The sequence below is a fragment of the Rhizomicrobium sp. genome, assembly GCA_037200985.1.
Taxonomy (GTDB): Bacteria; Pseudomonadota; Alphaproteobacteria; order Micropepsales; family Micropepsaceae; genus Rhizomicrobium.
In genome coordinates this window covers 1,025,921-1,051,308 of sequence record JBBCGJ010000001.1, presented here as the reverse complement: position 1 = coordinate 1,051,308, position 25,388 = coordinate 1,025,921, and the positions used below count along the sequence as shown (strand labels likewise).

At 66.0% G+C, this 25,388-nt stretch carries 36 protein-coding genes, 1 pseudogene and 1 riboswitch; of the genes and pseudogenes, 2 read left to right on the top strand and 35 right to left on the bottom strand.

Annotation, left to right across the window (positions count from 1 at the left end; all coding sequences use genetic code 11):
- Positions 1-21: 21 nt before the first annotated feature.
- From WDN01_04925 to WDN01_04915, 3 genes are read right to left on the bottom strand one after another with little or no spacing between them, the layout of a single operon-like run.
- Positions 22-723, bottom strand: a complete 702-nt coding sequence (locus tag WDN01_04925; GenBank protein MEJ0025352.1) for an ATP12 family protein — start codon at positions 721-723, stop codon at positions 22-24.
- Entirely contained in the window at positions 720-1,796 is a 1,077-nt protein-coding gene (locus WDN01_04920; GenBank protein ID MEJ0025351.1) for a cupin domain-containing protein, read from the bottom strand. Before WDN01_04920 ends, WDN01_04925 begins: the two co-directional genes overlap by 4 nt.
- Positions 1,793-2,791: an RluA family pseudouridine synthase gene (locus WDN01_04915; protein MEJ0025350.1), complete on the bottom strand. Its 999-nt coding sequence runs from the start codon at positions 2,789-2,791 to the stop codon at positions 1,793-1,795. Before WDN01_04915 ends, WDN01_04920 begins: the two co-directional genes overlap by 4 nt.
- Before the next feature lie 49 nt (positions 2,792-2,840).
- Positions 2,841-2,919, top strand: a riboswitch (Fluoride riboswitch).
- A gap of 75 nt (positions 2,920-2,994) precedes the next feature.
- Here WDN01_04915 and crcB point away from each other — a divergent pair.
- Positions 2,995-3,432, top strand: coding sequence for a fluoride efflux transporter CrcB (gene crcB, locus WDN01_04910; protein ID MEJ0025349.1), 438 nt, complete (start codon positions 2,995-2,997; stop codon positions 3,430-3,432).
- Between the two features lie 151 nt (positions 3,433-3,583).
- On the opposite strand, the gene WDN01_04905 is transcribed toward crcB, so the two are convergent.
- From WDN01_04905 to WDN01_04895, 3 genes are all read right to left on the bottom strand, one after another.
- Complete coding sequence (locus WDN01_04905) at positions 3,584-4,891, bottom strand: replication-associated recombination protein A (protein ID MEJ0025348.1); 1,308 nt, start codon at positions 4,889-4,891, stop codon at positions 3,584-3,586.
- 23 nt (positions 4,892-4,914) lie between these two features.
- Complete coding sequence (locus WDN01_04900; protein ID MEJ0025347.1) at positions 4,915-5,484, bottom strand: outer membrane beta-barrel protein; 570 nt, start codon at positions 5,482-5,484, stop codon at positions 4,915-4,917.
- 153 nt (positions 5,485-5,637) lie between these two features.
- On the bottom strand, positions 5,638-7,041 hold the full coding sequence (locus WDN01_04895; GenBank protein MEJ0025346.1) for a Do family serine endopeptidase: 1,404 nt from the start codon (positions 7,039-7,041) through the stop codon (positions 5,638-5,640).
- A 158-nt stretch (positions 7,042-7,199) separates the two neighbouring features.
- Here WDN01_04895 and WDN01_04890 point away from each other — a divergent pair, with 158 nt between their 5' ends.
- On the top strand, positions 7,200-8,471 hold the full coding sequence (locus WDN01_04890; protein MEJ0025345.1) for a hypothetical protein: 1,272 nt from the start codon (positions 7,200-7,202) through the stop codon (positions 8,469-8,471).
- A gap of 54 nt (positions 8,472-8,525) precedes the next feature.
- On the opposite strand, the gene rplQ is transcribed toward WDN01_04890, so the two are convergent.
- The 29 genes and pseudogenes from rplQ to tuf all read right to left on the bottom strand — a co-directional run bounded on the left by rplQ (position 8,526) and on the right by tuf (position 25,375).
- On the bottom strand, positions 8,526-8,942 hold the full coding sequence (gene rplQ / locus WDN01_04885) for a 50S ribosomal protein L17 (protein ID MEJ0025344.1): 417 nt from the start codon (positions 8,940-8,942) through the stop codon (positions 8,526-8,528).
- Between the two features lie 53 nt (positions 8,943-8,995).
- Positions 8,996-10,012 (bottom strand): DNA-directed RNA polymerase subunit alpha, encoded by a 1,017-nt coding sequence (locus tag WDN01_04880; protein MEJ0025343.1) that lies wholly within the window; start codon positions 10,010-10,012, stop codon positions 8,996-8,998.
- 157 nt (positions 10,013-10,169) lie between these two features.
- Positions 10,170-10,580, bottom strand: a complete 411-nt coding sequence (rpsK, locus tag WDN01_04875; protein MEJ0025342.1) for a 30S ribosomal protein S11 — start codon at positions 10,578-10,580, stop codon at positions 10,170-10,172.
- Between the two features lie 4 nt (positions 10,581-10,584).
- On the bottom strand, positions 10,585-10,962 hold the full coding sequence (gene rpsM, locus WDN01_04870) for a 30S ribosomal protein S13 (protein MEJ0025341.1): 378 nt from the start codon (positions 10,960-10,962) through the stop codon (positions 10,585-10,587).
- Between the two features lie 695 nt (positions 10,963-11,657).
- The gene (locus WDN01_04865; protein ID MEJ0025340.1) at positions 11,658-12,134 is read right to left on the bottom strand and encodes a hypothetical protein; all 477 of its coding nucleotides are present in this window, start codon (positions 12,132-12,134) and stop codon (positions 11,658-11,660) included.
- A gap of 182 nt (positions 12,135-12,316) precedes the next feature.
- Positions 12,317-12,892, bottom strand: a complete 576-nt coding sequence (locus WDN01_04860; GenBank protein ID MEJ0025339.1) for an adenylate kinase — start codon at positions 12,890-12,892, stop codon at positions 12,317-12,319.
- Positions 12,889-14,220: a preprotein translocase subunit SecY gene (secY, locus tag WDN01_04855; protein MEJ0025338.1), complete on the bottom strand. Its 1,332-nt coding sequence runs from the start codon at positions 14,218-14,220 to the stop codon at positions 12,889-12,891. Before secY ends, WDN01_04860 begins: the two co-directional genes overlap by 4 nt.
- Positions 14,221-14,324: 104 nt before the next feature.
- Positions 14,325-14,882: a 50S ribosomal protein L15 gene (gene rplO, locus WDN01_04850; GenBank protein ID MEJ0025337.1), complete on the bottom strand. Its 558-nt coding sequence runs from the start codon at positions 14,880-14,882 to the stop codon at positions 14,325-14,327.
- A gap of 121 nt (positions 14,883-15,003) precedes the next feature.
- Complete coding sequence (gene rpmD, locus WDN01_04845) at positions 15,004-15,204, bottom strand: 50S ribosomal protein L30 (protein ID MEJ0025336.1); 201 nt, start codon at positions 15,202-15,204, stop codon at positions 15,004-15,006.
- 57 nt (positions 15,205-15,261) lie between these two features.
- Entirely contained in the window at positions 15,262-15,861 is a 600-nt protein-coding gene (rpsE, locus tag WDN01_04840) for a 30S ribosomal protein S5 (protein ID MEJ0025335.1), read from the bottom strand.
- A gap of 12 nt (positions 15,862-15,873) precedes the next feature.
- Positions 15,874-16,224 carry a 50S ribosomal protein L18 gene (gene rplR, locus WDN01_04835; protein ID MEJ0025334.1) on the bottom strand — a complete coding sequence of 117 codons (351 nt, stop codon included), beginning with the start codon at positions 16,222-16,224 and terminating at the stop codon, positions 15,874-15,876.
- A complete protein-coding gene (gene rplF, locus WDN01_04830) occupies positions 16,221-16,754 on the bottom strand; it encodes a 50S ribosomal protein L6 (GenBank protein ID MEJ0025333.1) in 534 nt (177 codons plus the stop codon). Before rplF ends, rplR begins: the two co-directional genes overlap by 4 nt.
- A 10-nt stretch (positions 16,755-16,764) precedes the next feature.
- Entirely contained in the window at positions 16,765-17,163 is a 399-nt protein-coding gene (gene rpsH / locus WDN01_04825; protein MEJ0025332.1) for a 30S ribosomal protein S8, read from the bottom strand.
- A gap of 14 nt (positions 17,164-17,177) precedes the next feature.
- On the bottom strand, positions 17,178-17,483 hold the full coding sequence (gene rpsN / locus WDN01_04820) for a 30S ribosomal protein S14 (protein ID MEJ0025331.1): 306 nt from the start codon (positions 17,481-17,483) through the stop codon (positions 17,178-17,180).
- Between the two features lie 11 nt (positions 17,484-17,494).
- Positions 17,495-18,034 carry a 50S ribosomal protein L5 gene (gene rplE, locus WDN01_04815; GenBank protein MEJ0025330.1) on the bottom strand — a complete coding sequence of 180 codons (540 nt, stop codon included), beginning with the start codon at positions 18,032-18,034 and terminating at the stop codon, positions 17,495-17,497.
- Positions 18,035-18,170: 136 nt separating this feature from the next.
- Positions 18,171-18,488 carry a 50S ribosomal protein L24 gene (gene rplX / locus WDN01_04810; protein ID MEJ0025329.1) on the bottom strand — a complete coding sequence of 106 codons (318 nt, stop codon included), beginning with the start codon at positions 18,486-18,488 and terminating at the stop codon, positions 18,171-18,173.
- A complete protein-coding gene (rplN, locus tag WDN01_04805) occupies positions 18,488-18,856 on the bottom strand; it encodes a 50S ribosomal protein L14 (protein ID MEJ0025328.1) in 369 nt (122 codons plus the stop codon). Before rplN ends, rplX begins: the two co-directional genes overlap by 1 nt.
- Before the next feature lie 25 nt (positions 18,857-18,881).
- Positions 18,882-19,121, bottom strand: a complete 240-nt coding sequence (gene rpsQ, locus WDN01_04800) for a 30S ribosomal protein S17 (GenBank protein MEJ0025327.1) — start codon at positions 19,119-19,121, stop codon at positions 18,882-18,884.
- Positions 19,122-19,143: 22 nt separating this feature from the next.
- Complete coding sequence (gene rpmC, locus WDN01_04795; GenBank protein MEJ0025326.1) at positions 19,144-19,383, bottom strand: 50S ribosomal protein L29; 240 nt, start codon at positions 19,381-19,383, stop codon at positions 19,144-19,146.
- Positions 19,384-19,385: 2 nt separating this feature from the next.
- The gene (gene rplP, locus WDN01_04790) at positions 19,386-19,799 is read right to left on the bottom strand and encodes a 50S ribosomal protein L16 (GenBank protein ID MEJ0025325.1); all 414 of its coding nucleotides are present in this window, start codon (positions 19,797-19,799) and stop codon (positions 19,386-19,388) included.
- Positions 19,800-19,822: 23 nt separating this feature from the next.
- Complete coding sequence (gene rpsC / locus WDN01_04785; GenBank protein MEJ0025324.1) at positions 19,823-20,551, bottom strand: 30S ribosomal protein S3; 729 nt, start codon at positions 20,549-20,551, stop codon at positions 19,823-19,825.
- Between the two features lie 98 nt (positions 20,552-20,649).
- Positions 20,650-20,955 (bottom strand): annotated as a pseudogene (gene rplV, locus WDN01_04780) (50S ribosomal protein L22).
- Between the two features lie 59 nt (positions 20,956-21,014).
- The gene (gene rpsS, locus WDN01_04775) at positions 21,015-21,299 is read right to left on the bottom strand and encodes a 30S ribosomal protein S19 (protein MEJ0025323.1); all 285 of its coding nucleotides are present in this window, start codon (positions 21,297-21,299) and stop codon (positions 21,015-21,017) included.
- Positions 21,300-21,302: 3 nt separating this feature from the next.
- Positions 21,303-22,139, bottom strand: a complete 837-nt coding sequence (rplB, locus tag WDN01_04770) for a 50S ribosomal protein L2 (protein MEJ0025322.1) — start codon at positions 22,137-22,139, stop codon at positions 21,303-21,305.
- A gap of 1 nt (position 22,140) precedes the next feature.
- Positions 22,141-22,428: a 50S ribosomal protein L23 gene (locus WDN01_04765; protein MEJ0025321.1), complete on the bottom strand. Its 288-nt coding sequence runs from the start codon at positions 22,426-22,428 to the stop codon at positions 22,141-22,143.
- Positions 22,425-23,075, bottom strand: coding sequence for a 50S ribosomal protein L4 (rplD, locus tag WDN01_04760; GenBank protein MEJ0025320.1), 651 nt, complete (start codon positions 23,073-23,075; stop codon positions 22,425-22,427). The genes WDN01_04765 and rplD overlap by 4 nt, the downstream gene beginning before the upstream one ends.
- Before the next feature lie 2 nt (positions 23,076-23,077).
- The gene (gene rplC, locus WDN01_04755) at positions 23,078-23,785 is read right to left on the bottom strand and encodes a 50S ribosomal protein L3 (protein ID MEJ0025319.1); all 708 of its coding nucleotides are present in this window, start codon (positions 23,783-23,785) and stop codon (positions 23,078-23,080) included.
- A 12-nt stretch (positions 23,786-23,797) separates the two neighbouring features.
- Positions 23,798-24,106: a 30S ribosomal protein S10 gene (gene rpsJ / locus WDN01_04750; GenBank protein ID MEJ0025318.1), complete on the bottom strand. Its 309-nt coding sequence runs from the start codon at positions 24,104-24,106 to the stop codon at positions 23,798-23,800.
- Between the two features lie 78 nt (positions 24,107-24,184).
- On the bottom strand, positions 24,185-25,375 hold the full coding sequence (tuf, locus tag WDN01_04745; GenBank protein MEJ0025317.1) for an elongation factor Tu: 1,191 nt from the start codon (positions 25,373-25,375) through the stop codon (positions 24,185-24,187).
- Between the last annotated feature and the right edge of the window lie 13 nt (positions 25,376-25,388).

The following is a 25,388-nucleotide window of genomic DNA, read 5'->3' as shown; positions in this document are numbered from 1 at the left end:
CTCCGATTTTTCGACCCTCCCTCAAGGGGAGGGTAAACTTAACTGCATAAAGTGTTCTGCGTCTTCCAGCTCTTTCAAAAGCGATTTTAGCCGAGCTTCCGCTTCGGAATCGCGGCCCCATTTTTCGGCCTGGAAGAACTCGTCGACATGGGCCGCGGCGTGGGCGGCGGCAGCGTCGAGGCGGCCGTCGGCGAGCGACAGGGCCAGGACCAGCGATTTCATGATTCCGGCGGCGGTCACAAGGCCGGTCAGCGCGAAAGCGTCGAAGCGCGCCAGCGCCCGTTCGATGGAATCACGGGAGACGGAAGGCTGGTCGATCGAGCCGACGCCATGCGTCACCTTCAGGTCGAGGCCGTAACGCGTGCGCGCCCAGGCCAGCGGGGCGTCCCAGGCATGGACCTCGCGGACGGCAAGCTCGGGCGGATCGGCGGCGCGGTAGCAGACGAGGTCGTGCCGGGCGAAGGTTTCGACCTGGCCCAGCGTCGCGGCGCGGTCGCCCGCGACGTGATCCTGCGCCGTGTTGGCGAGGGCGGTCAGCGGCATGGTGCGCTGGTCGATCTTGTCGCCCTGCTCCGCCCATTCGGCCGCGACGGCTTCGGCGAGCTTGGCCGTGTGCAGGGCGAGCGTTTCGCCGTTCGGCGTCTTCACAGGGCGCCCGTCCAGCACGATGCCGAATGTGCCGCCGACCTGTTTGACGGCAACCGTCCTGTAGAAGCGCTTCATGGCTTCAGCTTCATCGCGGCGCGGTTGGCGGCGATGGGATCCTTGCGGGCCGCGGCCGGCAGGCGAGCGCGCAGCGCGTCGGGAAGGCCGTCATGCGGGCCGAGTTTCGGCTTGGGATGATCGGCCCAGAAGAGCTCGCCGACCTCCTTGTCGCGGTGCGGATGATAGGGATACCAGAACTGATTCTTCGTCCGGGCGGCTTCGGCGCCGACCAGCAGCAGCGCGTCCTGGTCGCTGTCGTTGATGACGACATGGGTGACGCCGGTGCGCGCCTCGAAGCCGACGAAATCGCCTTCGGTCATTTTGTGGAGATGGCCGTCGATCCAGCACCGGACCTCGCCGGCAATCACATAGACCCACTCCTCCTCGTCGCGCTCGGCATGCGGCCAGGAGGTGCGGCGGCCGGGCGGCAGGACCTCCAAATGAATGCCGATGCGCGAGAACCGCGCGCGCCGGCCGAACTTCGCGTCGATGCCGTGCTTCTCCAAACTGCCGGGATAGCCGCCTTCGTCCTTTTCCAGGATGTCGCGCCAGTTGGCTGCGCAATCCGGCCGGCTCCGCTTGCGGCCCGACAGGTCGCCGGGGCGGCCGCCGTTGGGGCCGAGCTTGCGCCTGGGCGGCTCAGGCCAGAGCTTTCCCTGCTTGCGCAGATGCGCGTTGGCCGCTTCGTCGTCCGGCAGCGGACAATGGGACTGCGAGAACAGGCGCGCCGCCTCGCCGAATGCGAAGAGGCGCACGTCTCGGTCCGTGTTGTTGATCAGCGTATGCGCGATGCCGGTGCGGTCGGTGAAGGCGATGCCGTCGCCTTCCGTCAGCGTGTGGAGATTGCCGTCGATCCACAGGTCCGGCGCGCCTTCCAGCACGAAGACGAACTCCTCCTCGTCGCGACGCGCGACGGGCGCGTTGGTCCGCGTGCCGGGGGCCAAGCGCAGATGCGCGATCTTGAGGCGCGACAGGCCGGTGACGGTGGAGAAGACGGCGGTATAGCCGAACGCCTCGCCGGTCGGGCCCTTGTGCGGGCCGGGGAGTTCGATCTCGCGCCGGTTCTTCAGGAAGGGCGGACGGGACTTCATTTCTTCGCTTTGCGTTCGAAGGGATTGCGGTCGTAATTCGGGTCGAAGCCGAGCAGTTCCCAGGTCTTTAGCATGTGCGGCGGCAAGGGCGCGTCAGCATGGAGACGGCCGCCGTCGGGGCGCGCGATGTCGATGGAGCGGGCGTGCAGGTGCAGGCGGTTCTCGATCTCGCCCTTGCCGCGCACGTCGGTGCCGCCATATTTGAAGTCGCCGACGATGGGCGTGCCGATGGACGCGAAATGGACGCGGATCTGGTGGGTACGGCCGGTGAGCGGCTTTACCGCCAGCCAGGCGAATTCCTCGCCGGCGGTGTCGATCACCACGAAATCGGTCACGGCGTCCTTGGCGCCCTCGTCCGCCGCGTCGACCGTGGTCATGCGCTCGTCGCGGCCGCGCGGGCCGTGGCCGCCTTCCTTGGCGAGCGCCGCCTTGATCGTGCCGCGCTTGACCTTCGGCACGCCTTTGACCAGCGCCCAGTAGATCTTCTGCGCGTCGCGGGTGGCAAGGGCGCGCGACAGCTCCGCGGCGGCGGGGACGGTGCGCGCCACGACGAGGACGCCGGAGGTGTCGCGGTCGAGGCGGTGCACGAGGCGCGGGCGGGTATTCTTCTCGAAGGCGAGGCTGTCGAGCATGCCGTCGACATGGGCGGTCAGGCCGCTGCCGCCTTGCGTGGCGAGGCCCGACGGCTTGTTCAGCACGATGACGTTCTTGTCCATGTAGATGACGTAGTCCTGGAGACTGCCGCTCACCTCCTGCCGCGGCTTCGCGCGAGGCTTTTCTTCGAGATCGCCGTGGACGACCTGCGGCGGCAGACGGACCGTCTGGCCGGAGGCGACGCGGTCGGCGGCCTTGGCGCGCTTGCCGTCGAGGCGGACCTGGCCGGTGCGCAGCAGCTTCTCCAGGCGGCCATGGGTCAGCGCCGGATAGTGGCGCTTGAACCAGCGGTCGACTCGGATGCCGTCCTCGTCATGGGCGATGCGGGCGGTGTCGGTCATGCGCGAGGTTCTGGCGTTGTTGACGGGCCGGACGGAGTCACTTAGCGTTTCCTTGTGAGGGGATGGGGTTCCCCCTTTAACCGCCAGGCGGCCCGAAAAGCCAGATGGCTGATGACTCCTACCGCATTCACCGCGGCAGGACTCCGTCTTCCCGACGCCCTCCGCAAGGCGGTTTTCGTGGCCGCCTCCGATAAGGAGAGCCGATGTCCTTCGCCGCCTGCATCTATGTCATGATCGGCGGCGCGCTGGGTTCGCTAGCGCGCTATCTGGTGTCCGTGCTGGCGCTGCCGGTGAGCCGCGACCTGCCCTGGGGAACCATCGGGATCAATATCGCGGGGTCCTTCGTCATCGGGTTCTTCGGCACGCTGACGCTGGCGCAGGGACGCTTTCCGGTGTCGGAGAACATGCGGCTGTTCGTCATGGTGGGCGTTTGCGGCGGGTTCACGACGTTCTCGTCGTTCAGCCTGCAGACGCTCGACCTCCTGCGCGGCGGTGCGGTGGTGCGGGCCGGATTGAACATCGTGCTGTCGGTGGCGCTGTGCGTCGCGGCGGTGGCGATGGGGCATTTCCTCGCGGCCGGACTCAACGGCCATGCGCCGCAGGTGGCGCAGCTTCCGATCGAGGAAGAGGCGGACGTCTAGTGTCCCGAGTCGGGGTTCTCACACGTCCTGTCATCCGCCGCCGATGCGGCGGACCCAGGTAACACCCTGCGGCGCAGGCGTCACCTGGGTGGTCCGCATACGCGGGCCATGACACCTTGATTCGAATTCGGCAGGAGTCGGCTTCGGGGCACTAAGACTGCGCCCGCTTCGCCCTGAGCTTCGCCCAATAGTCGAGCCGCTTGGCGATCTCGCGCTCAAAGCCGGTGTCTTTCGGCGCGTAGAACTGCTCGCGCTCCATGGCATCCGGGAAGTAGTTCTGGCCGGAGAAGCCCTCATCCGTCGCGTGGTCGTATTCGTAGCCGGCGCCGTAGCCGAGGTTCTTCATCAGCTTGGTCGGCGCATTCAGGATATGCGCCGGCGGCATCAGCGAGCCGTGGTCGCGCGCCGCGCGCTTGGCGGCGCCGAGCGCGACATAGACCGCATTCGATTTGGGCGCGCTCGCGAGATAGATCACCGTCTGGGCCAGCGCGATCTCGCCTTCGGGGCTGCCGAGGAAATCGAACATGTCCTTGGCGGCCAGCGCCTGAACGAGGGCCTGCGGGTCGGCGAGGCCGATATCCTCCACCGCGGCGCGGACGAGACGGCGGGCGATGTAGAGCGGCTGCTCGCCGCCCACCAGCATGCGCGCCAGCCAGTAGAGCGCGGCGTCCGGATCGCTGCCGCGGATCGACTTATGCAGCGCGGAGATGATGTTGTAGTGCTCTTCCCTGGACTTGTCGTAGAGCGGGGCGCGCTTCTGCACGGCGTCGACCAGGGCGGCGGTGTCGAGCGGCTTGACCGTCTTGATGGTCGCCAGTTCCTCGACCAGGTTCAGCAGATAGCGGCCGTCGCCATCGGCCATGGCGCGCAGGCTGGCGCGGGCGTCGTCGGTCAGCTTCAGGGGCTCGCCGTAATGCGCCTCGGCGCGCTTGAGCAGTTCCTCCAGCGCGGCATCGTCCAGCCGGCGCAGGACCAGGACCTGGGCGCGGGACAGCAGCGCGCCGTTCAGCTCGAAGGAAGGGTTCTCCGTCGTGGCGCCGACCAGGACCACCGTGCCGTCCTCGACCACCGGCAGGAAGGAATCCTGCTGGCTGCGGTTGAAGCGGTGGATCTCGTCGATGAAGAGCAGCGTGCCCTGCCCTGTTCTGCGGCGCTGGCGCGCCGCCTCGAAGGTCTTCTTGAGGTCGGCGACGCCGGAGAACACCGCAGACAATTGCTCGAAATGCAGCTTGAACGCGGTGGAGAGCAGCCGCGCGATGGTGGTCTTGCCGGTGCCGGGCGGACCCCACAGGACGATGGAATGCGGCCGCCCGGTCGCAACCATCCGTCCGATGGGGCCCTCCGGCCCGATGATGTGGTCCTGGCCGACGACCTCGGACAGCGCCTTCGGCCGCAGCCTGTCGGCCAGCGGCCGGGGCGCGTCGTCGGCCAATCCTCCGGCTTCGAACAAATCGCTCATGGCGCATTATAGCGCCGGCGCGGTCACAGATCGAATTTCAACCCCACCGAGACGTTGTTGGAGGTGTAGCCGACGCCCGTCAGCGGCCCGACATTGGCGTTGTGGGCGTTCTGGTAGCGATATTCGGCGAACATCTTGGTCTCGGGGGTGAACTGGTAGTCGACGCCGCCCAGCGCCTGCCAGCCGAACACCGTGCCGGCGTCGTGGACCGTGTGGGAATCGACCATGGTGCGCACCGCGCCGGCGCCGGCGCCGGCATAGACGCCCACCGGCAGGCCCAGATCGACGCGATAGACCAGATCGCCCATCATGCTGAGCGACGAAAGGCGCGACTGCGAACCGGAATAGCCCGACTGGGTGTAGAACACGTCGGCATCGAGCGACAGGCCCGACAGGCCGGTCCAGCTGCGCAGATCGTAGCCGAGGCGGCCGCCGGCGTTGAACCCCGAATCGATCTTCTGGGGAACTCCGCCTACGGACAAATGCGGCGACCAGACGGTTCCGCCGAGAATGGAGGCATGCCAGCCATCGGCCTGGGCTTCGGTCGCGATAAGGGTTGCGGCGACGGCAACGAACAACAGACGGAACTTCATTGTGGGGCCTCTTCTTTTTTCTTTTTCGCATCCCCCACCGGTTAGCTAACGCAGTTGCGAGAGAAACGTCGCACGCGATTCAGCCAGACGCGTCAGTGTGTTGCACCGAAGCATCGCCGTTCCGATATCCCGTCCCCTCGAAGGGATGGGCGCCTATCCCTGCACGTTGAGCGTCAGGCGCTGGCCGCCGCGGTCGATCACGAGCGACCAGGCGCTGGCGCCCGCCAGCGCCTTCTGAAGATCGCCGACGCGCCCGATCGCGACACCGTTGACGCCGCGCACGATGTCGCCGGCCTGGAAGCCGTAGCCGCCCGAGGGCGTGCCGGCCGCGACGGCGACGATCACCACGCCCTTGGTCATGAGCGGCAATTGCAGCTCGGTGGCGACGGCGGGCGACAGGTTCTCGACCCGCGCACCGGTCAAGGGATTGCGGCCGCCGATGGTCTGCAGCTCGCGCGGCGGATTTTCCGGCGGCAGCGCCAGCGTGACCGCGATGTCGGCGGCCTGGCGGCCGAGATGGACGTGCATCTTCACCGTGTCGCCGGCCTTTCGTGTCGCGATGCGGTAGTTGAGCGACTGCATGTCGTCGACCGGCTGGCCGTCGACCGAGAAGATCACGTCGCCGGTGTGCAGCCCGGCATTGGCGGCGGGGCCGCCGGGATAGACGCTCTTGAGGAGGACGCCGTTGGGCACCGGGATGCCGAGGCTGGCGGCGATGTCGGCGGTGACCGGCTGGCCGTCGGCGCCGATCCAGGCGAGCTTGACGCCGCCGCCGAGCGCGCCTTCGAGCACGCGGCGCGCGAGATTGGCGGGGATCGCGAAGCCGATGCCGATGGATTCGCCGGTGCGCGACAGGATCGAGGTATTGATGCCGGCGAGCTTGCCGTCGGTCGTCACCAGGGCGCCGCCGGAATTGCCCGGATTGATCGCCGCGTCGGTCTGGATGAAGAACTGGTAGTCGGAGGCGCTGACCTGGGTGCGGGCGAGCGCCGAGACGATGCCCATCGTCACGGTCTGGCCGACGCCGAAGGGATCGCCGATGGCGAGCACCAGATCGCCGACCTGGACGCGGTCGCTGTCGGCGAAGGGCACGGTCGGCAGCGTCTCGCCCCTGGTGTCGATCTTGAGCACGGCGAGGTCGGTGCGCGGATCGGCGAGCAGTACCTTGGCCTTGAACTCGCGCTTGTCCGACAGCGCCACGACGATGTCGGTGCCGCCGGTCACGACATGGTTGTTGGTCAGGATCACGCCGTCGCCGCGCACGATCACGCCGGAGCCGAGCGACTGCTGCACGCGCTGGCGCAGGCCGGGATTGCCGAAGAGCTGGGCGAACAGGGGATCGGAGAAGAACGGGTTCATCGGCGCCTGGACGACGGAGCGGGCGTAGACGTTCACCACCGCCGGCGCGACGCGCTTGACGATCGGCGCGAAGGTGAGCTGGACCTGCGGCATCGAGGAGGGAACGGCGCGGGGCGGATCGGCGAAGGCGGGAGCGGCCGCCGCGAGCGCGGCGCACATGCTTAATGCGAAGGATACGAAGACACGCCGGGAACGCATGGTCGCGGATTCTCCAACTTTTATGCAATCCGGTGTACGCGTGTTTACCGGTTGCGTGTGTTAACGGGGGAACCTCGGCCGCAACTAAACCAAAATTAAGGCAAAGATTTCAATCTCCCAAGACACGGGCCGTGATGGCGTCCTTTGGTGCGAATGCTGTGCAGCGAGAGATAGAGACCACCGTCAAGACGGCAATCGCGCCGGACCTGTTCGCGCGGCGCTGCGTCCATGTCTTCGATCTGTGCATCATCCGTTCGTCGTCGGGACCCTTGTGGGACGAGATCGGGGACAGCATACGCGCGCGGCTGGAATCGATCCTGCACGCCCGTCTCACGCCGGAATGCAGCTACGAACGCGTGAGCGACACGCGCTATGTGATCGTCACGCCGCTGACACAGAACGACGGCGGGGCGATCACCGCGCTGCGCATCGGCGCGGAACTCGAGATGACGCTCAACGGGCGCTGCGACCTGGACCGCATCCATATCGAGGAAGCGATCTATGACAGCCCGCACAAGATGAAGAGCCACCGCATCTGGCCGGAACAGCTCAGCCTGCTGGCGCAGCGGGGGCAGATCTTCGACGCCGACGATCCCTCCCAGGCGGGGCAAGGCCTCTCCGGCCGCGCCGACCGCCGGCGTCAGGCCAAGCGGCCGAGCAAGCGCCGCTCGGGCCTCGAGATCGTCCATCAGTTCGAGCCGGTCTGGGACGCCAAGAACGAGGTCATCTCGACCTATCTGTGCACGCCGGAATCGATCGAGAGCCGCGATGCGCCGGGCGAGGAGCTCAACATCGCCGACCTGACCCAGGGCGAGCGCACCACGATCGAGCTGTCGTGCCTCCGGTCGGGCGTCGGCCAGCTCAGCCGCAGCCTGGAATCCGGCGACCGCTTCCTGCTCGGCGTGCCGATCTCGTTCGAGACGGTGTGCACGCCGAGCGGACGGGCGGAGTTCGGGCGCACCTGCCGCGGCCTGCCGGCGATCTACCGGCCCTACATCATGTTCGTGCTCACCGACCTGCCGGTCGGGGTGACGCAGTCGCGCATGACGGACCTCGCCATGATCATGCGGCCCTTCGGGCATGTCATCGCCAGCGTTTCGGGCGGCTGCCGCAATTTCAGCGCCTATGACGGCAACGGCTTCACCGCCTTCGCCTTCGACCCCAGCAAGGAGACCGGCGGCGCGGACCTGACGCGCACGCGCATCCGCCGCGTCGGCCGCGCCGGCCAGGCGACGCGGCTGGGGCCGATGATCCTGAACGTGTCCGATCCGCAGACCCTGGCGGTCGCGCTCGCGGCCGATTATCAGCTGCTGCACGGCACCGCGGTCGCCGCGCCGATGCGGGTGCCGCGGCGGATGATGCGGCTGGCGGCGGATTCGCTGGTGCGGACCGTGGCGCGCGCGGTCCAGAGCGAAGAACAGGCGGTATGAAAAAGGGCGGCCGCAAGGGCCGCCCTGATCGTCAGGCAGTCGCGGGTGCGAGGACTACTCCTCGTCGGCGTCCGCCACTTCCACCGGGCCGGAATCCTTGCCCTTGGCGTCCTCGTCGCGGTCCACGAACTCGATGAAGGCCATCGGCGCGTTGTCGCCGTGACGGAAGCCGGCTTTCAGCACGCGGGTGTAGCCGCCCGGACGGGAGGCGTAGCGCGGGCCGATCACCTCGAACAGCTTGCGCACCTGGTCCTCGTCGCGGATCTGCGCGAGCGCCTGGCGGCGCGCGTGCAGGCTGTTGCGGCGCGACAGGGTGACGAGCTTCTCGACCACCGGACGGATGGTCTTGGCCTTGGGCAGCGTCGTCTTGATCTGCTCGTGCTTGATGAGGGCGGCCATCATGTTCGCGAACATCGCGGTGCGATGCGACGAGGTGATGTTGAGCTTACGGCCTTGGTTGCGATGGCGCATGGCAGTTCAATCCTTGTCATGGCCGGGTCGGCGCGACCCGGCCATCCCTTCCGCTAATACTGGTCTTCGTACCGCTTGGCGAGGTCTTCGATGTTCTCCGGCGGCCAGCCCGGCACTTCCATGCCGAGATGCAGGCCCATCTCGGCGAGCACCGCCTTGATCTCGTTCAGCGACTTGCGGCCGAAATTCGGTGTACGGAGCATCTCCGCTTCCGTCTTCTGGATCAGGTCGCCGATATAGACGATGTTGTCGTTCTTCAGGCAGTTGGCCGAACGGACCGACAGCTCGAGCTCGTCGACCTTCTTCAGCAGCACCGGGTTGAACGCGAGGTCCGGCTTGGCTTCCTCGGCGACGCGCTCGCGCGGCTCCTCGAAGTTGATGAAGACCTGGAGCTGGTCCTGCAGGATGCGCGCGGCATAGGCGACCGCGTTGTCCGGCGTGACCGCGCCGTTGGTCTCGACCGTCAGCGTCAGCTTGTCGTAGTCGAGGATCTGGCCCTCGCGGGTGTTCTCGACCTTGTAGGAGACCTTCTTGACCGGGCTGAACAGCGAGTCGACCGGGATGAGGCCGATCGGGGCGTCTTCCGGGCGGTTGCGGTCGGCCGGGACATAGCCCTTGCCGGTCGCGACGGTGAGCTCCATGCGGAACTCGACCTTCTCGTCGATCGTGCAGATCACGAGCTCGGGGTTCAGGATATCGACGTCGGCGGTCGCGGTGATCATGCCGGCGGTGACTTCGACCGGCCCTTGCGCGCGCAGCGACAGGCGCTTCGGCCCTTCGGCGTGCATGCGCAGCGCGAGCTGCTTCACGTTGAGCACGATGTCGGTCATGTCCTCGCGGACGCCGGGGATCGAGGAGAATTCATGCAGCACGCCCTCGATCTGGATCGAGGTCACGGCCGCGCCCTGCAGCGAGGACAAGAGCACGCGGCGCAGCGCATTGCCGAGCGTCAGGCCGAAGCCGCGCTCCAGGGGTTCGGCCGTGATGGTCGCGGAGCGGCCGACATCGTGGCCGGTCTCGATCTTCAACTTTCCCGGCTTGATCAGTTCTTGCCAGTTCTTCTGAAACATATGTTTTTCCTCATCGTGTCCCGGACGCGGAGAGCGCGCGCCCATTCTTGCGACGAAGGGTTCTTGGGACTGCTCTCGGATACTCTTTTTGGCTGGTCGCACGGCCGGACGGAAAACCGCTCCGCTTCGCTCCGCACTTTTCCTGGCCGATGCTCCTCTAGACTCTGCGGCGCTTGGGCGGCCGGCAGCCATTGTGCGGGATCGGCGTCACGTCGCGGATCGAGGTGACGATCAGGCCGACGGCCTGGAGCGCGCGCAGCGCGGATTCGCGGCCCGAGCCGGGACCGGAGACTTCCACTTCGAGGCTGCGCATGCCGTGATCGACCGCCTTCTTGGCGGCGTCCTCGGCGGCGACCTGGGCGGCATAGGGCGTCGACTTGCGCGAGCCCTTGAAGCCCATCATGCCGGCGGACGACCAGGAGATGGCGTTGCCCTGCTGGTCGGTGATGGTGATGATCGTGTTGTTGAAGGTCGCGGCGACATGCGCCACGCCGACCACGACGTTCTTCTTTTCTTTCTTGCGGGCGCGGCCGGCGCCCTTCTTGTCTGCGGATGCGGGAGTCGCCATCGGATTACTTGGTCACTTTCTTCTTGCCGGCGATGGCCTTCGCGGGGCCCTTGCGCGTGCGTGCGTTGGTGTGAGTACGCTGGCCGCGGACCGGCAGGCCCTTGCGGTGACGCAGGCCGCGATAGCAGCCGAGGTCCATGAGGCGCTTGATGTTCATCGCCACTTCGCGGCGCAGATCGCCCTCGACGAGATAGTCGCGGTCGATCGCCTCGCGGATCTGGATGATCTCGGCATCGGTCAGGTCGTGGACCCGGCGGCTCGGCGCGATGCCGACCTTTTCGATGATCTCCTTGGCCTTGGCCGGGCCAATGCCATGGATGTAGCGAAGGCCGATCTCGACCCGCTTCTGGGTGGGAATATTGACGCCGGCGATACGTGCCACGTTGTGCTCCGCGTTCCGTAAGCCGTTCGAGGGCCTACTCGATTAAAGGGCGACAGCGCCCTCTCCAAACCGTCAGCGCGCCCTTTCATGGAAAAGGGCGTCAAGCCGCCAAATTGGACAGGAGTTCTGCCGCGAGGGCGCGGAGTATATTAATGCACCCCCCTCAGTCAACAGGCCGCGGCGGCTTATTTTTTCGGCGGAAAACCGGGGTTCCGCGGGCGCCCGAGTGCCGTCGGGCGCCCGCGGAGACGGCTTTTAGCAACCAGCCATGAGGGTGGCTAGTTGCCGGCAGCCGCCAGCCGGCCGGCGGACAAGGCGTTCCGCAGACCGGCAAGCTGCTGGCGAGCGTCCCGCCAGCCTGCCAGACGCAGAAGGCGACGGTCCGGCGATCTTCGATGAACTGCACGATGCCTGACCCGGCTTGTACCGGGCCGCAGACATCGACGGCGGCGGCGTGGATGCGGGCCGTCCAGGCCGGGACGTCCCGACGGTCTGGCTGCGAGACGTCCAGCTGGTGGGCATCTGGCGGCGCCTGCATGCCGTGGCGCAGAGAATGAGCGCCAGGGCGGCGGAGGGGGGCGGATCGCCGCGGCTCCGCTTGCCTGCCCGCAAGTTCATGGCGTCAGCGTGGGAACCGCAATCCGGGCTTGGCCGCAGCGATTCCGGATGCCCGCCTCTGCGCGGGCAGCGCGGCCCTAGCAGGGATAGAAGGGATGGTCCGGATCGCCGCTCGGGCAATAGCCTTGGCCGGGCGCCGGACGGTCGTCCGAACCGCCGCCGCCCGACATGGCACCGGCCAGGACGCCGGTCACCACGGTCGAGAAGATGCGGTGCGACGGCGAGGCGCCGATCGGACGGCAGATGCCGGAGAAATCCCAGAACTCCATGCATTTGAGCTCGCCGCCCTCCAGGCGCACCCGCACCCAGCCCGGCGCGCCGCCATTGTAAGTGTACTCGCCATAGAGCGTCGCGGTGCCGCCGTCGCGCGAACGCTGCTGCACGGCCACATTGGTCATGCTGCCGACATCGTAGCGGTTGAACATCCAGCTCTGCGAGTCGACCGCGACCAGATGATCGAGCGCTGCGCGAAGCTTCTCGCTGCCGTCCCGTGCCTCGCCGAGCGAAGGAAACAATCCGCAGACAAGGACAAGCAGCAATCCGATGCGACGCATGGAATCCCCCCCCCCACAGGCAGCGCTTTCCGGAATGCTACGCAATGGGAACCCGACGCGTCAACCAATGCAAGTTGCAAGCGGCAGAATCAGGACGCCCGCCAACACGGCGGCGGCGCGCCTCGCACCGATATCCTCGGGCGGGCACGGTCAACATTCACGCCGACGCACGATACGCGCGATCACTTCGCCTTGGCGTCGAGCGCGGCGGCGATGGCCCTGGTCACCGCGGCGATCGGCAGCATGCCGTCGACCGTCACGACCTTGCCTTGGCTGCCGTAATAGTCGAGCAGCGGGGCGGTGTTCTTGTGGTAGACCGCGAGGCGGTTCTTCAGCGTCTCCGGATTGTCGTCGGGGCGCGTGGTGCCGGAATCGATGCGCTGCTTCACGCGGCTGAGAAGGATCTCGTCGTCGACCCGAAGCTCGATCACGACGTCGATCTTGCGATGGAAGCCGACCAGCAGCGTGTCCAGCGCCTCGGCCTGGGGGATGGTGCGCGGAAAGCCGTCGAACACCGCGCCCTTGACGCAGTCGGCCATGCGCAGCCGCTCCTCGATGATGCGGATGACGATCCCGTCGGAGACCAGATCGCCCTTGGCGAGAATGGCTTCCACCTCGCGGCCGAGCGCCGAGCCCGACGCGACGGCCGCGCGCAGCATGTCGCCGGTCGAAAGCTGCGGCAGGCCGCGCTTCTCCTGCAGGATCTTCGCCTGCGTCCCCTTGCCGGCGCCCGGAGGCCCGAACAGAACGATATTCAACGACGCGCTCCCCGTAGCTTGGCCTTCTTGATGAGGCCCTCATATTGCTGCGCGATCAGATGGCTCTGGATCTGCGCAACCGTGTCCATCGTCACGCTGACCACGATCAGGATCGACGTGCCGCCCAGATAGAACGGAATGGCGTAATAGGTCGTCACGATCTCCGGGATCAGGCAGACGAAGGCGAGATAGATCGCGCCGATCACCGTGATGCGGGTCAGGACGTAGTCGATGTGCTCGGCGGTCTTCTTGCCGGGGCGGATGCCCGGGATGAAGCCGCCATACTTCTTCAGGTTGTCCGCCGTCTCCTCCGGATTGAAGACGATCGAGGTGTAGAAGAAGGAGAAGAACAGGATCATCAGGGCGTAGAGGATCAGGTAGAGCGGCTGGCCGTGGCTGAGATACTGCACGATGGTCTGCAGCCAGTCGGGGATGTTCTGCGCGTTGAAGCCGGCGACCGTGGTCGGCAGGAGCAGGATCGAGGACGCGAAGATCGGCGGGATGACGCCGGCGACGTTAAGCTTCAGCGGCAGATGCGAGGATTCCCCGCCATACATCTTGTTGCCGACCTGGCGCTTCGGATATTGAACGAGAAGCCGGCGCTGGGCGCGCTCCATGAACACGATGCCGGTGACGAGGCCGACGATCGCGGCGGCGCCGAGGATGACCGTCAGCGGGCCGATGGCGCCGGTGCGGACCGATTCGAAGGCCTGGCCGATATATTGCGGGAAGCGCGCCACGATGCCGGCGAAGATGATGAGCGAGATGCCGTTGCCGACGCCGCGGCTGGTGATCTGCTCGCCGATCCACATCAGGAGCACGGTGCCGCCGGTCAGCGTGATCACGGCCTCCAGCCGGAAGAACAGGCCGGGCGCGATCACGATGCCCTGCAGATGCTCCAGGCCGATGGCGATGCCGAAGGCCTGGATCGCGGCCAGGCCGACCGTGCCGTAGCGCGTGTACTGGTTGATGATCTTGCGGCCGGCCTCGCCTTCCTTCTTCAGGTTCTCGAGTTCGGGGAACACCGTCGTCATCAGCTGGATGATGATCGAGGCGGAGATGTAGGGCATGATGCCCAGCGAGAAGATCGCCATGCGCGAGATCGCGCCGCCGGCCAGGACGTTGAACACGTCCAGGAAGCCGCCCGACTGGGTGTCCATCAGGTGCTTCATGCCGGCCGGGTCGATGCCGGGCATCGGGATGTAGGTGCCCAGCCGCGCGATCACCAGCGCGACCAGCGTGAACAGGATGCGCTGGCGCAGCTCGGTCGCCTTGCCGAAATTGCTGAAATTGAAATTGGCGGCCAATTGTTCGGCTGCTGAGGCCATGTCTCACTCCCGCTTCGGGCCGACTTTATATCTGGTCGCCTCGGTCCCGCGACAAGCGTCAGTGCGGCTTTTGTGCACCCGCGCGTGGTGCGCGGGTTACACTATCAGGCGTTGCCGCTGCGCGCCGCCCGCTTTTCCGCGGCCTCGGCCCGGCGCTGCTTCCTTTTGCCCGGCTGGCCCTTCTTGTTCATATAATTGGCCTTTTTGAAGGTCGTGGTCAGCGTGCCGCCCGCCTTCTCGATGGCTTCCTTGGCGGAAGCCGAGGCGCCGGCGACTTCGATCTCCAGCTTGGCCGTGAATTCGCCCTTGCCGAGCAAGCGCACGCCGTCGCGGCTCTTGTGCACGATGCCGGCCTTGCGCAGGGCCTCGCCGTCGATCTTCGCCGAGACGTCGAGCTTCTTGTCGTCGATCGCCTTCTGCAGGCGGCCGAGATTGAGCTCCGCGAAGTCGTTGGCGAAGATGTTGTTGAAGCCGCGCTTGGGCATGCGCATGTGCAGCGGCATCTGGCCGCCTTCGAAGCCATGCACCTGATTGCCGGTACGCGCCTTCGCGCCCTTGACGCCGCGACCCGACGTCTTGCCGAGACCGGAGGACGAGCCGCGCCCGACCTTGTCCTTGCGCTTATGGGCGCCGGGATTGTTACGGATTTCGTTGAGCTTCATCCTGCTTCACCTTCTGTCATCCTTCGAGGCTCGCTTCGCTCGCTCCTCAGGATGACGCTTCTCAAAAATGTCCGTCACCCTGAGGTGCGCCCCACTTCGGGGCGCCTCGAAGGGCGACTGGCTACTTCTCCTCGACCACTTCGACGAGGTGACCGATCGACTTGATCATGCCGCGCACCGAAGGCGTATCCTCCAGCGTGCGGACGCGATGCATCTTGCCCAGGCCGAGGCCCTTGAGGGTCGCGGTCTGGATCGCGGGGCGGCGGGCCGCGCTGCGAACCTGGCGGACCGTAACCGTCTTTCCTGTCTTCTTCTCAGCCATCTTACCGTCTCGTTCGTGTCGCCTGGATGCCCGCCTGCGCGGGCACGACAGACAGGGTTAGGCGCTCGCCTGTTCGGCCTTGCCGCCTTCGCGGCGGGCCAGGATTTCCGTGACGCTGCGGCCGCGGCGCTGCGCGACCATGCGCGGCGACTGCTGGTTCATCAGGCCGTCGAAGATCGCGCGCACCATGTTGTAGGGGTTCGAGGAGCCCATCGACTTGCACACGACGTCGCCGACGCCGAGCGCTTCGAACACCGCGCGCAAGGGGCCGCCGGCGATCACGCCGGTGCCGGCCGGCGCCGGACGCACGATCACCTTGCCGGCGCCGTGATGGCCGCGCACTTCGTGATGCAGCGTGCGCCCGTCCTTCAGCGGCACGCGGATCAGGGACTTCTTCGCTTCTTCCGTCGCCTTGCGGATGGCTTCGGGCACTTCGCGCGCCTTGCCATGGCCGTAGCCGACGCGGCCGCGCTGGTCGCCGACGACCACGAGGGCGGCGAAGCCGAAGCGGCGTCCGCCCTTCACGACCTTGGCGACGCGGTTGATGTGGACCAGCTTGTCGACGAACTCGTTGTCGCGCTCTTCGCGGTCGCCCCGGTGTTCGCGGCGGCCGCGGCGCTCGCGTCCGCCGCCTTCACTGCCTTCTTCACGTGCCATGTTTCAGGTCCTTCAAAATTCCAGGCCGCCTTCGCGGGCCGCGTCTGCCAGCGCCTTGATGCGCCCGTGATAGATGTAGCCGCCGCGGTCGAACACGACCTGCTTGACGCCGGCCGCGATCGCGCGCTCGGCGATCTTCTTGCCGACGCTGGAAGCAGCGTCGACATTGTAGGTCTTCGGCGCCTTGCCTTCCTTCTCGTTGGTCGAGGCGGCGGCGAGCGTCGCCTGGGCGCGGTCGTCGATGACCTGGGCGTAGATGTGCTTGCCCGAACGGAACACCGACAGGCGCGGCCGGCCATAGGCATGGCTGGTGAGCTTGAAGCGGGTCCGCGATTTGCGGCGGCCGAACAGGTCCTTCGTCATTTCTTCTTGCCTTCCTTGCGGCGGACATACTCGCCTTCGTAGCGCACGCCCTTGCCCTTGTAGGGCTCCGGCTTGCGGTAGGCGCGGATCTCGGCCGCGACCTGGCCGACGAGCTGCTTGTCGATGCCGGCGACGGTCAGCAGCGTCGGCTTCTCGGCGGTGATCGTGATGCCGGCCGGGATCGGATAGGCCACGTCATGGCTGAAGCCGAGCTGCAGGTTCAGGTTCTTGCCCTGCACCGCGGCGCGGTAGCCGACGCCCTGGATCTCGAGCTTGGAGGTGAAGCCCGTGGTCACCCCGACGACGAGGTTGTTCACCAGCGTGCGGCTCATCCCCCACATGGCGGCGGCGCGGTCCATCTCCTTCTTCGGCATGACGGTGATGCCGTCCGCGCCGATCGAGGCGTCGACCTCGTCGACGAGGTTGACCTTGAGTTCGCCCTTGGGGCCCTTCACGGACACGGTCCTGCCGGTGACCGTGGCGGTGACGCCCTTCGGCAGCGGAACCGGCTTCTTGCCGATACGAGACATCGTCTTCTCCTTAGAACACCTGGCAGAGGACTTCGCCGCCCACATTTTTCTCGCGGGCATGGGTGTCGGTCATCACGCCCTGGGGCGTGGAGACGATCGAGACACCGAGGCCCTGACGATGGGGCTTCAAGTCCTTCACCGAGGTGTAGACGCGCCGGCCCGGGGTGGACACGCGCTTGAGTTCGCGGATCACGGGCTGGCCTTCGTGATATTTCAGCTCGATCTCGATCTCGCGCTTGCCGGACTGAAGCTCGACCTCGGTGTAGCCGCGGATGAAGCCTTCTTCCTTCAGGACGTCGAGCACGCTGACGCGCAGGCGCGAGTTCGGCGACTTGATGCTGTGCAAGCCGCGGAGCTGGCCGTTCCTGATGCGGGCCAGGAGATCGCCGACGGGATCTGTCATTGCCATGTCGATCGTTCTCCTTACCAGCTCGCCTTGGTCATGCCGGGGATCTGGCCGAAATTCGCCAGATCGCGCAGCGCGATGCGCGACAGCTTTACTTTGCGATAATAGCCCTTGGGGCGACCCGAGAGGTCGCAGCGGTGATGGATGCGCACCTTGGACGAATTGCGCGGCAGCTTGGAGAGCTTGAGCCGCGCGGCGAAGCGCTCCTCGGCCGGCAGCTTCATGTTCTCGGCCGTCGACTTCAGCGCCGCGCGCTTGACGGCGAACTGCGCCACAAGCTTCTCGCGCTTCTTGTTCCGGTTGATCTGGCTGGTTTTCGCCATCTGGCTCGTCCTTATTTCACAAACGGGAACTGGAAGCCTTCGAGAAGCGCGCGCGCCTCCGCGTCGGTCTTCGCAGACGTGTTCACGATGATGTCCATGCCCCACACCGTCTCGGTCTTGTCGTAGTCGATCTCGACGAACACGATGTGCTCCTTCAGGCCCATGGCGTAGTTGCCCTTGCCGTCGAAGCTGGTCGCCTTGATGCCGCGGAAATCGCGCACCCGCGGCAGCGCCATGGTGATCAGGCGGTCGAGGAATTCGTACATCTGGTCGCGGCGCAGCGTGACCTTCACGCCGACGGGGCGGCCGGCGGTGATCTTGAAGGTCGAGATCGCCTTCTTGGCCCGGGTGATGACGGCCTTCTGGCCGGCGATCGCCGTCAGGTCGTTGAGCGCGGCCTGGATCTTCTTGGTGTCCTGGCTGCCCTCGCCGGCGCCGATGTTCAGCACGACCTTGTTGACCCGCGGCACCTGAAGCAGGTTCGTGTAGCCGAACTTCTTCATCAGCTCGGGGCGGATGACCTCGTTGTAGCGCTGCTTGAAGCGCGGCACATAGTTCGCGTCGCGCGCATGCTCGCCCACCGCCACCTTCGTGCCGGCGTTGATCTCGCGCTTGGCGCCCTTCTTGTCGGCCTTGGCGGCTTTCGCGTCGGCCTTTTCCCGCTCGCGCGGATTCTTGCTGCCTGCGTCAGACATCGATGACCTCACCGGACTTCTTGGCGAAACGCACCATCCGTCCGTCGTTCAGTTCCTTCCAGCCGATCCGCGTCGCGCTGCCGTCCTTCGGATCGACATGCGACAGGTTCGAGATATGCACCGGCGATTCCTTCGACACGATGCCGCCCTGCTCGCGCTGGGTCTGCTTGGTGTGGCGCTTGACCATGTTCACGCCGGAGACCAATGCGCGGTTCTCCTCGGCCATCACCTTGAGCACTTCGCCCTTCTTGCCCTTGTCGCGGCCCGCCGTCACGACGACGCGGTCGCCCTTCTTGATCTTGGCCGCCATCACAGCACCTCCGGCGCAAGCGAAATGATCTTCATCTGGCCCTTCGAGCGCAGCTCGCGCGTCACGGGCCCGAAAATACGCGTGCCGATCGGCTCGCCCTGGGCGTTGATCAGCACCGCCGCGTTGCCGTCGAAGCGGATCAGCGAGCCGTCGGGGCGGCGCACGCCATGGGCGGTGCGCACGACGACGGCTTTGAGGACCTCGCCCTTCTTCACGCGGCCGCGCGGGATCGCTTCCTTGACCGACACGACGATGATGTCGCCGACCTCGGCATAGCGGCGGTGGCTGCCGCCGAGCACCTTGATGCACATGACGCGGCGCGCGCCGGAATTGTCGGCGACGTCGAGTTCGGTGGACATCTGAATCATTGTGAAAAACTCCGGTCCTGGGCGCTTACTTGGCCACGCGCTCGAACGCTTCCCAGGTCTTCAGCTTGGAAAGCGGCCGGCACTCGCGGATGCGCACGATGTCGCCCAACTTGTATTCGCCCGCTTCGTCATGGGCGTGGTATTTCTTCGACCGACGAACGGTCTTCTTCATCACGGGATGGGTGAAGCGGCGTTCCACCTTCACCACCACCGTCTTCTTGTTCTTGTCGCTGACCACGACACCCTGCAGCACGCGCTTTGGCATAACCCTTAAGTCCTCTATTCCGTCAGCCGGCCTTGCGGCGCTGCTCCGTCAAAACCGTTTCGATGCGCGCGATGGTCCGGCGGACCACCCGGGCGCGATGCGTCTTCTCGAGCTGGCCGTTGGCGCGCTGGAAGCGGAGGTTGAAGGCCTCCTTCTTCAACTTCACCAGCTCGGTGCCCAGCTCGTCGGGCGTCTTGCCGCGAATATCGTCGGCCTTCGACGAGGTCTTCGCGGACAGTTTCTGTTTCTTCGCCTTTGCCATCTTCAAGCACCCATGCGCGCGATGAACTTGGTCGCGATCGAAAGCTTGGCGGCGCCCAGGCGCATCGCCTCCTTCGCGGTCGCGAGGTCGACGCCGTCGACCTCGAACAGGATGCGGCCCGGCTTGATCTTGGCGACCCAGAATTCCGGCGCGCCCTTGCCGGAGCCCATGCGGACTTCGGCCGGCTTCTTCGACACCGGAACGTCCGGGAAGACGCGGATCCAGACGCGGCCGGCGCGCTTCATCTGGCGCGTGATGGCGCGGCGGGCCGCCTCGATCTCGCGCGCGGTGACGCGCTCGGGCTCCATGGCTTTCAGGCCATAGGCGCCGAAGTTGAGCGCGGTGCCCTTCTTCGCGGCGCCATGGATGCGGCCCTTGAACTGCTTTCTGAACTTGGTGCGTTTCGGTTGAAGCATGGGTTTCTCTTACCGGGCTCTACTTAACTGGCTGCCGCGGGCGCCGGCTGGCGTTCGCGGCGTTCGCCGCCGCCACGGCTCTGCTCGGCTTCGGCGGCGCGCTTGTCCTGGGCCATGGGGTCGTGTTCCATGATCTCGCCCTTGAAGATCCAGACCTTCACGCCGCAGGTGCCGTAGGTCGTCTTGGCGGTCGCGACGCCGTAGTCGATGTCGGCGCGCAGCGTGTGCAGCGGAACGCGGCCCTCGTGATACCACTCGACGCGCGCGATCTCGGCGCCGCCGAGGCGGCCGCCGCACTTGATGCGGATGCCGAGCGCGCCCAGGCGCTGGGCCGACTGCACGGCGCGCTTCATCACGCGGCGGAAGGCGACGCGGCGCTCGAGCTGCTGGGCGATGTTCTCGGCCACCAGCTTGGCGTCGATCTCGGGCTTCCGGATCTCGACGATGTTGAGATGCACTTCGTCCGTCGTGAACTTCTGGACGTCGCTCTTCAGCTTCTCGATGTCGGCGCCCTTCTTGCCGATCACCACGCCCGGACGCGCCGAGTGGATGGTGATGCGGCACTTCTTGTGCGGACGCTCGATGACGATCTTCGACACGCCGGCAGCCTTGAGCTTCTCGCTCAGATACTCGCGGATCTTGATGTCTTCCTGGAGCAGCCGGCCGAAATCCTTCTTGCCCGCGTACCAGCGCGAGTCCCAGGTCCGGTTGATGCCCAGGCGAAGCCCGATCGGATTAACTTTCTGACCCATTAGGCGGTCTCCTCAGCCGCGGCCTTGGCCGCGGGCTTCTTGGGCGAGGACTTCTTCTTGCCCTTGCCCTTCGCTGTCTTGTCTTCGGCTTCCTCGCGCTTCTCCTGGACCACGATGGTGATCTGCGAGAAGGGCTTCTGGATGCCCGCGCCGCGACCGCGCGCGCGGGCCATGAAGCGCTTCATCACGAGGTTCTTGCCGACCGACGCCTCGGACACGATGAGATCGTCGACGTCGAGGTCGTGGTTGTTCTCGGCATTGGCGATCGCCGACTGGAGGACCTTCTTGACCACCTTGGCGACGCGCTTGGGCGAGAACGTCAGCGTGTTCAGCGCGCTCTCGACCTTCTGGCCGCGGATCGTCTGCGCCACGAGATTGAGCTTGCGCGGGCTCGTGCGGATCATCAGGCCCACCGCCTTGGCGTGGGTGTCCGGCAATACGCGCGCGCGGGATTGCTTGCCCATTAGCCCCTCTTCGCTTTCTTGTCGCCGCCGCCGGAATGGCCGGAGAAGGTGCGGGTCGGCGAGAACTCGCCGAGCTTGTGGCCGACCATGTCCTCGGTCACGAGCACCGGGATGTGCTTCTTGCCGTTGTAGACGCCGAAGGTCACGCCGACGAATTGCGGCAGGATCGTCGAGCGGCGCGACCAGGTCTTGATCACGTCCTTGCGGCCGGAATTGCGCGCGGTCTCCGCCTTCTTCAGCAGATAGCCGTCGACGAACGGGCCTTTCCAAACAGATCTCGTCATTGCTTAGCCCTGTGCCTTGCCTTTGCGCGTACGCACGATGAATTTCGTGGTGCGCTTGTTCGTGCGGGTCTTGTTGCCCTTGGTGCCCTTGCCCCAGGGGGTGACCGGATGGCGGCCGCCCTTGGTGCGGCCTTCGCCGCCGCCATGGGGATGGTCGATCGGGTTCATCGCGGTGCCGCGGACCGAGGGGCGCTTGCCCTTCCAGACGTTGCGGCCGGCCTTGCCGATGACTTCGTTCATGTGGTCGGGGTTCGACACCGCGCCCACCGTCGCCATGCAGGTCAGCGCGACCTTGCGCACTTCGCCCGAGTTGAGGCGCATCAGCGCGTAGCCGGCGTCGCGGCCGAGATACTGCGCATAGGTGCCGGCGGAGCGGGCGATCTGGCCGCCCTTGCCCGGCTTCATCTCGATATTGTGCACGATGGTGCCGACCGGCATGGCCGAGAGCGGCATGGCGTTGCCCGGCTTGACGTCGACCTTCTCGCCCGAGACGACGCTGTCGCCGACGGCGAGGCGCTGCGGCGCCAGGATGTAGGCGAGCTCGCCGTCCTTGTACTTGATGAGGGCGATGAAGGAGGTGCGGTTGGGATCGTATTCCAGGCGCTCGACCGTCGCGGGCGCGTTGAACTTGCGGCGCTTGAAATCGACGATGCGATAGCGCTGCTTGTGGCCGCCACCCTGCCAGCGCACGACGACGCGGCCGGTGTTGTTGCGCCCGCCATGGGAGTGCTTGCCCTCGGTCAAGGCCTTCACCGGTCCGCCCTTGTGCAGGCCGGAGCGGTCGATCAGCACCAATTGGCGCTGGCCGGGCGTGGTGGGCTTGTATTGTTTCAGCGCCATCTCAGAGTCCCGTCGTGATGTCGATCTGGTGGCCCGGCTCGAGGGTCACGATCGCTTTCTTGAAATCGCTGCGCTTGTACGGCTTGCCGCGGGCGAGCTTCTTCTTGCCCTTGACCGTGACCGTGTTCACCGCCTTGACCTTGACCTTGAAGAGCTCGGCGACCGCGGCGGCGATCTTCGGCTTGGTGGCGGAGAGCGGCACGCGGAATACGACCTGGTTGGTCTCGGTCAGCTTGGTCGCCTTTTCGGTGATCACCGGCGAGAGGATGACGTCGTGATGATAGGTCATGGAGTCGACTCCGATTGCCGGCGCTCCGCGCCGAGGCGCTCCTCGATCGCGGTCAAGGCGGCCTTGGTCAGGACCAGCTTGTCGCTCCGGACGATGTCGTAGACGTTGAGGCCGGCGGCCGGCAGCAGCGCGACATGGTTGAGATTGCGCGCCGACAACTCGAAATTCCGGTCGAAGGTGCCGTCGATGATCAGCATCTTCGACAGGCCGAGGCCCGCGAACTGCTTGGCCAGCGCGCCGGTCTTGACCGCGGCGGACTTTGCCTCGTCGAGCACGACGATCGAGCCGGACTTCGCCTTGGCCGACAGCGCGTGGCGCAGGCCCAGCGCGCGGACCTTCTTGGGCAGGTCGAATTCGTGGCTGTGGCTGACCGGACCCATCGCCTTGGCGCCGCCGACGAACAGCGGAGCCGAGCGGGCGCCGTGACGGGCGGTGCCGCCGCCCTTCTGCTTGCCGAAGCGGTGCTTGGTGCGGTTGATCTCGGCGCGGGTCAGCGTCTTGTGCTGGCCGGAGCGGCGCTTGGCAAGCTGCCAGACGACGACGCGCTGGATCAGGTCGGCGCGCGGCTCAAGGCCGAAAATGGCGTCGTTGAGCTCGACGTCGTCGCCGCCCGATGTGTTGTCGAGTTTGAGGACCTTGGTCTTCACGTTCAGCCCTCCGCCTTGGCGACGGCCGGGGCCGCTTCGCGCTTCTTCACCGAGCCGGGCAGCGGGATGTCCTTGTGCGGACGCTTGACCGCGTCGCGCACCATGACCCAGCCGCCCTTGTGGCCCGGGACCGCGCCGCGGATCATGATCAGGCCGCGCTCGACGTCGACTTTCGCGACTTCGAGATTCTGCGTCGTCACATTGTCCACGCCGTAATGGCCGTGCATCTTCTTGTTCTTGAAGGTCTTGCCCGGATCCTGGCGGCCGCCGGTGCCGCCCAGCGAGCGGTGCGAGATCGAGACGCCGTGGGAGGCTTCCAGGCCGCGGAAATTCCACCGCTTCATCGCGCCGGTGAAGCCGCGGCCGATGGTGACGCCCGAGACGTCCACCTTCTGGCCGACCACGAAATGATCCGCCTGGATCAGATCGCCGACTTCCAGCAGGTTGCCCGCGTCGACGCGGAATTCCGCAAGCTTGCGCTTGGGCTCCACTTCGGCCTTCGCGAAATTGCCGCGATCGGCCTTAGTCAGGTTCTTCGGCTTGGCGAAGCCCGAGCCGAGCTGCACCGCGGTGTAGCCGTCCTTGTCTTCCGTACGCGTGGAGACGACCTGACAGCCGTCCAGCTTGAGGACGGTGACGGGCACGTGCCGTCCGTCGTCCAGGAACAGACGGGTCATGCCGACCTTCTGCGTGATGACGCCTGTGCGCATCGCGCTCACTCCTTAAAGCTTGATCTCGACGTCGACGCCGGCCGCAAGGTCGAGCTTCATCAAAGCGTCGACGGTCTGCGGCGTGGGATCGATGATGTCGAGGAGACGCTTGTGGGTCCGGATTTCGAACTGCTCGCGGCTCTTTTTGTCGATATGCGGGGACCGGTTCACGGTGAAGCGCTCGATGCCGGTGGGGAGCGGAATGGGGCCCCTCACCTGCGCGCCGGTGCGCTTGGCCGTGTTGACGATTTCCCGCGTCGAATTGTCGAGGATGCGGTGATCGAAGGCCTTCAACCTGATGCGGATGTTCTGATTTTGCATTTTAGACCTTCGATTCCGTTCTCAACGCTTTATTTTCTGGATCCCCGCTTTCGCGGGGATGACCTGCCTATCGGCAGGTCACTTTATGATCTTCGCCACAACTCCCGAGCCGACGGTGCGGCCGCCCTCGCGGATGGCGAAGCGCAGCTTCTCTTCCATCGCGATCGGAACGATCAGCTCGACCTCGATCGACACGTTGTCCCCCGGCATCACCATCTCGGTGCCTTCCGGAAGCTTCACGATGCCGGTCACGTCCGTGGTGCGGAAATAGAACTGCGGACGGTAGTTCGCGAAGAACGGCGTGTGACGGCCGCCCTCGTCCTTCGTCAGCACGTAGATCTCCGCCGTGAAATTCGTGTGCGGCGTGACACTGCCCGGCTTGGCCAGGACCTGGCCGCGCTCCACGCCCTCGCGCTCCACGCCGCGCAGCAAGGCGCCGATGTTGTCGCCCGCCTGGCCCTGGTCCAGCAACTTCCTGAACATCTCGACACCCGTCACCGTGGTCGAGGAGGTCGGGCGGATGCCGATGATCTCCACCGTCTCGCCCACCTTCACGATGCCGCGCTCGACTCTTCCGGTGACCACGGTTCCGCGGCCCGAGATCGAGAACACGTCCTCGATCGGCATCAGGAAGGGCTGGTCGATCGGACGCTCCGGCTGCGGGATGTAGCGATCCACCTCCGCCATCAGCTTCAGGATCGCGTCATGGCCGAGTTCCTTGTTCTTGTCTTCCAAGGCCATCAGCGCCGAACCGCGGATGATCGGGATGTCATCGCCCGGGAAGCTGTAGGACGAAAGCAGCTCGCGCACTTCCATCTCCACCAGTTCCAGGAGCTCCGGATCGTCGACCATGTCGCACTTGTTCAGGAACACCACCAGCGCCGGCACGCCGACCTGGCGGGCCAGCAGGATGTGCTCGCGGGTCTGGGGCATCGGGCCGTCGGCCGCCGACACCACCAGGATGCCGCCGTCCATCTGGGCGGCGCCGGTGATCATGTTCTTCACATAGTCCGCATGGCCCGGGCAGTCGACATGGGCGTAGTGGCGGTTCGCGGTCTCGTACTCGACATGCGCCGTCGAGATCGTGATGCCGCGCGCCTTCTCTTCCGGCGCCTTGTCGATCTGGTCATAGGCGGTGAACGTCGCCCCGCCCGTCTCGGCCAGGACCTTGGTGATGGCGGCCGTCAGCGACGTCTTGCCATGGTCGACATGGCCGATCGTCCCGATGTTGCAATGCGGCTTGTTACGCTCGAATTTAGCTTTCGCCATTTTATTCTCCGGT

Bases quoted from the DNA above. Each gene is read 5' to 3' on its own strand.
- WDN01_04925 (MEJ0025352.1), bottom strand. From the start codon at position 723: ATGAAGCGCTTCTACAGGACGGTTGCCGTCAAACAGGTCGGCGGCACA.
- WDN01_04920 (MEJ0025351.1), bottom strand. From the start codon at position 1,796: ATGAAGTCCCGTCCGCCCTTCCTGAAGAACCGGCGCGAGATCGAACTC.
- WDN01_04915 (MEJ0025350.1), bottom strand. From the start codon at position 2,791: ATGACCGACACCGCCCGCATCGCCCATGACGAGGACGGCATCCGAGTC.
- crcB (MEJ0025349.1), top strand. From the start codon at position 2,995: ATGTCCTTCGCCGCCTGCATCTATGTCATGATCGGCGGCGCGCTGGGT.
- WDN01_04905 (MEJ0025348.1), bottom strand. From the start codon at position 4,891: ATGAGCGATTTGTTCGAAGCCGGAGGATTGGCCGACGACGCGCCCCGG.
- WDN01_04900 (MEJ0025347.1), bottom strand. From the start codon at position 5,484: ATGAAGTTCCGTCTGTTGTTCGTTGCCGTCGCCGCAACCCTTATCGCG.
- WDN01_04895 (MEJ0025346.1), bottom strand. From the start codon at position 7,041: ATGCGTTCCCGGCGTGTCTTCGTATCCTTCGCATTAAGCATGTGCGCC.
- rplQ (MEJ0025344.1), bottom strand. From the start codon at position 8,942: ATGCGCCATCGCAACCAAGGCCGTAAGCTCAACATCACCTCGTCGCAT.
- WDN01_04880 (MEJ0025343.1), bottom strand. From the start codon at position 10,012: ATGTTTCAGAAGAACTGGCAAGAACTGATCAAGCCGGGAAAGTTGAAG.
- rpsK (MEJ0025342.1), bottom strand. From the start codon at position 10,580: ATGGCGACTCCCGCATCCGCAGACAAGAAGGGCGCCGGCCGCGCCCGC.
- WDN01_04865 (MEJ0025340.1), bottom strand. From the start codon at position 12,134: ATGCGTCGCATCGGATTGCTGCTTGTCCTTGTCTGCGGATTGTTTCCT.
- secY (MEJ0025338.1), bottom strand. From the start codon at position 14,220: ATGGCCTCAGCAGCCGAACAATTGGCCGCCAATTTCAATTTCAGCAAT.
- rplO (MEJ0025337.1), bottom strand. From the start codon at position 14,882: ATGAAGCTCAACGAAATCCGTAACAATCCCGGCGCCCATAAGCGCAAG.
- rpmD (MEJ0025336.1), bottom strand. From the start codon at position 15,204: ATGGCTGAGAAGAAGACAGGAAAGACGGTTACGGTCCGCCAGGTTCGC.
- rpsE (MEJ0025335.1), bottom strand. From the start codon at position 15,861: ATGGCACGTGAAGAAGGCAGTGAAGGCGGCGGACGCGAGCGCCGCGGC.
- rplR (MEJ0025334.1), bottom strand. From the start codon at position 16,224: ATGACGAAGGACCTGTTCGGCCGCCGCAAATCGCGGACCCGCTTCAAG.
- rplF (MEJ0025333.1), bottom strand. From the start codon at position 16,754: ATGTCTCGTATCGGCAAGAAGCCGGTTCCGCTGCCGAAGGGCGTCACC.
- rpsH (MEJ0025332.1), bottom strand. From the start codon at position 17,163: ATGGCAATGACAGATCCCGTCGGCGATCTCCTGGCCCGCATCAGGAAC.
- rpsN (MEJ0025331.1), bottom strand. From the start codon at position 17,483: ATGGCGAAAACCAGCCAGATCAACCGGAACAAGAAGCGCGAGAAGCTT.
- rplX (MEJ0025329.1), bottom strand. From the start codon at position 18,488: ATGGCGGCCAAGATCAAGAAGGGCGACCGCGTCGTCGTGACGGCGGGC.
- rplN (MEJ0025328.1), bottom strand. From the start codon at position 18,856: ATGATTCAGATGTCCACCGAACTCGACGTCGCCGACAATTCCGGCGCG.
- rpsQ (MEJ0025327.1), bottom strand. From the start codon at position 19,121: ATGCCAAAGCGCGTGCTGCAGGGTGTCGTGGTCAGCGACAAGAACAAG.
- rpmC (MEJ0025326.1), bottom strand. From the start codon at position 19,383: ATGGCAAAGGCGAAGAAACAGAAACTGTCCGCGAAGACCTCGTCGAAG.
- rplP (MEJ0025325.1), bottom strand. From the start codon at position 19,799: ATGCTTCAACCGAAACGCACCAAGTTCAGAAAGCAGTTCAAGGGCCGC.
- rpsC (MEJ0025324.1), bottom strand. From the start codon at position 20,551: ATGGGTCAGAAAGTTAATCCGATCGGGCTTCGCCTGGGCATCAACCGG.
- rpsS (MEJ0025323.1), bottom strand. From the start codon at position 21,299: ATGACGAGATCTGTTTGGAAAGGCCCGTTCGTCGACGGCTATCTGCTG.
- rplB (MEJ0025322.1), bottom strand. From the start codon at position 22,139: ATGGCGCTGAAACAATACAAGCCCACCACGCCCGGCCAGCGCCAATTG.
- WDN01_04765 (MEJ0025321.1), bottom strand. From the start codon at position 22,428: ATGACCTATCATCACGACGTCATCCTCTCGCCGGTGATCACCGAAAAG.
- rplC (MEJ0025319.1), bottom strand. From the start codon at position 23,785: ATGCGCACAGGCGTCATCACGCAGAAGGTCGGCATGACCCGTCTGTTC.
- rpsJ (MEJ0025318.1), bottom strand. From the start codon at position 24,106: ATGCAAAATCAGAACATCCGCATCAGGTTGAAGGCCTTCGATCACCGC.
- tuf (MEJ0025317.1), bottom strand. From the start codon at position 25,375: ATGGCGAAAGCTAAATTCGAGCGTAACAAGCCGCATTGCAACATCGGG.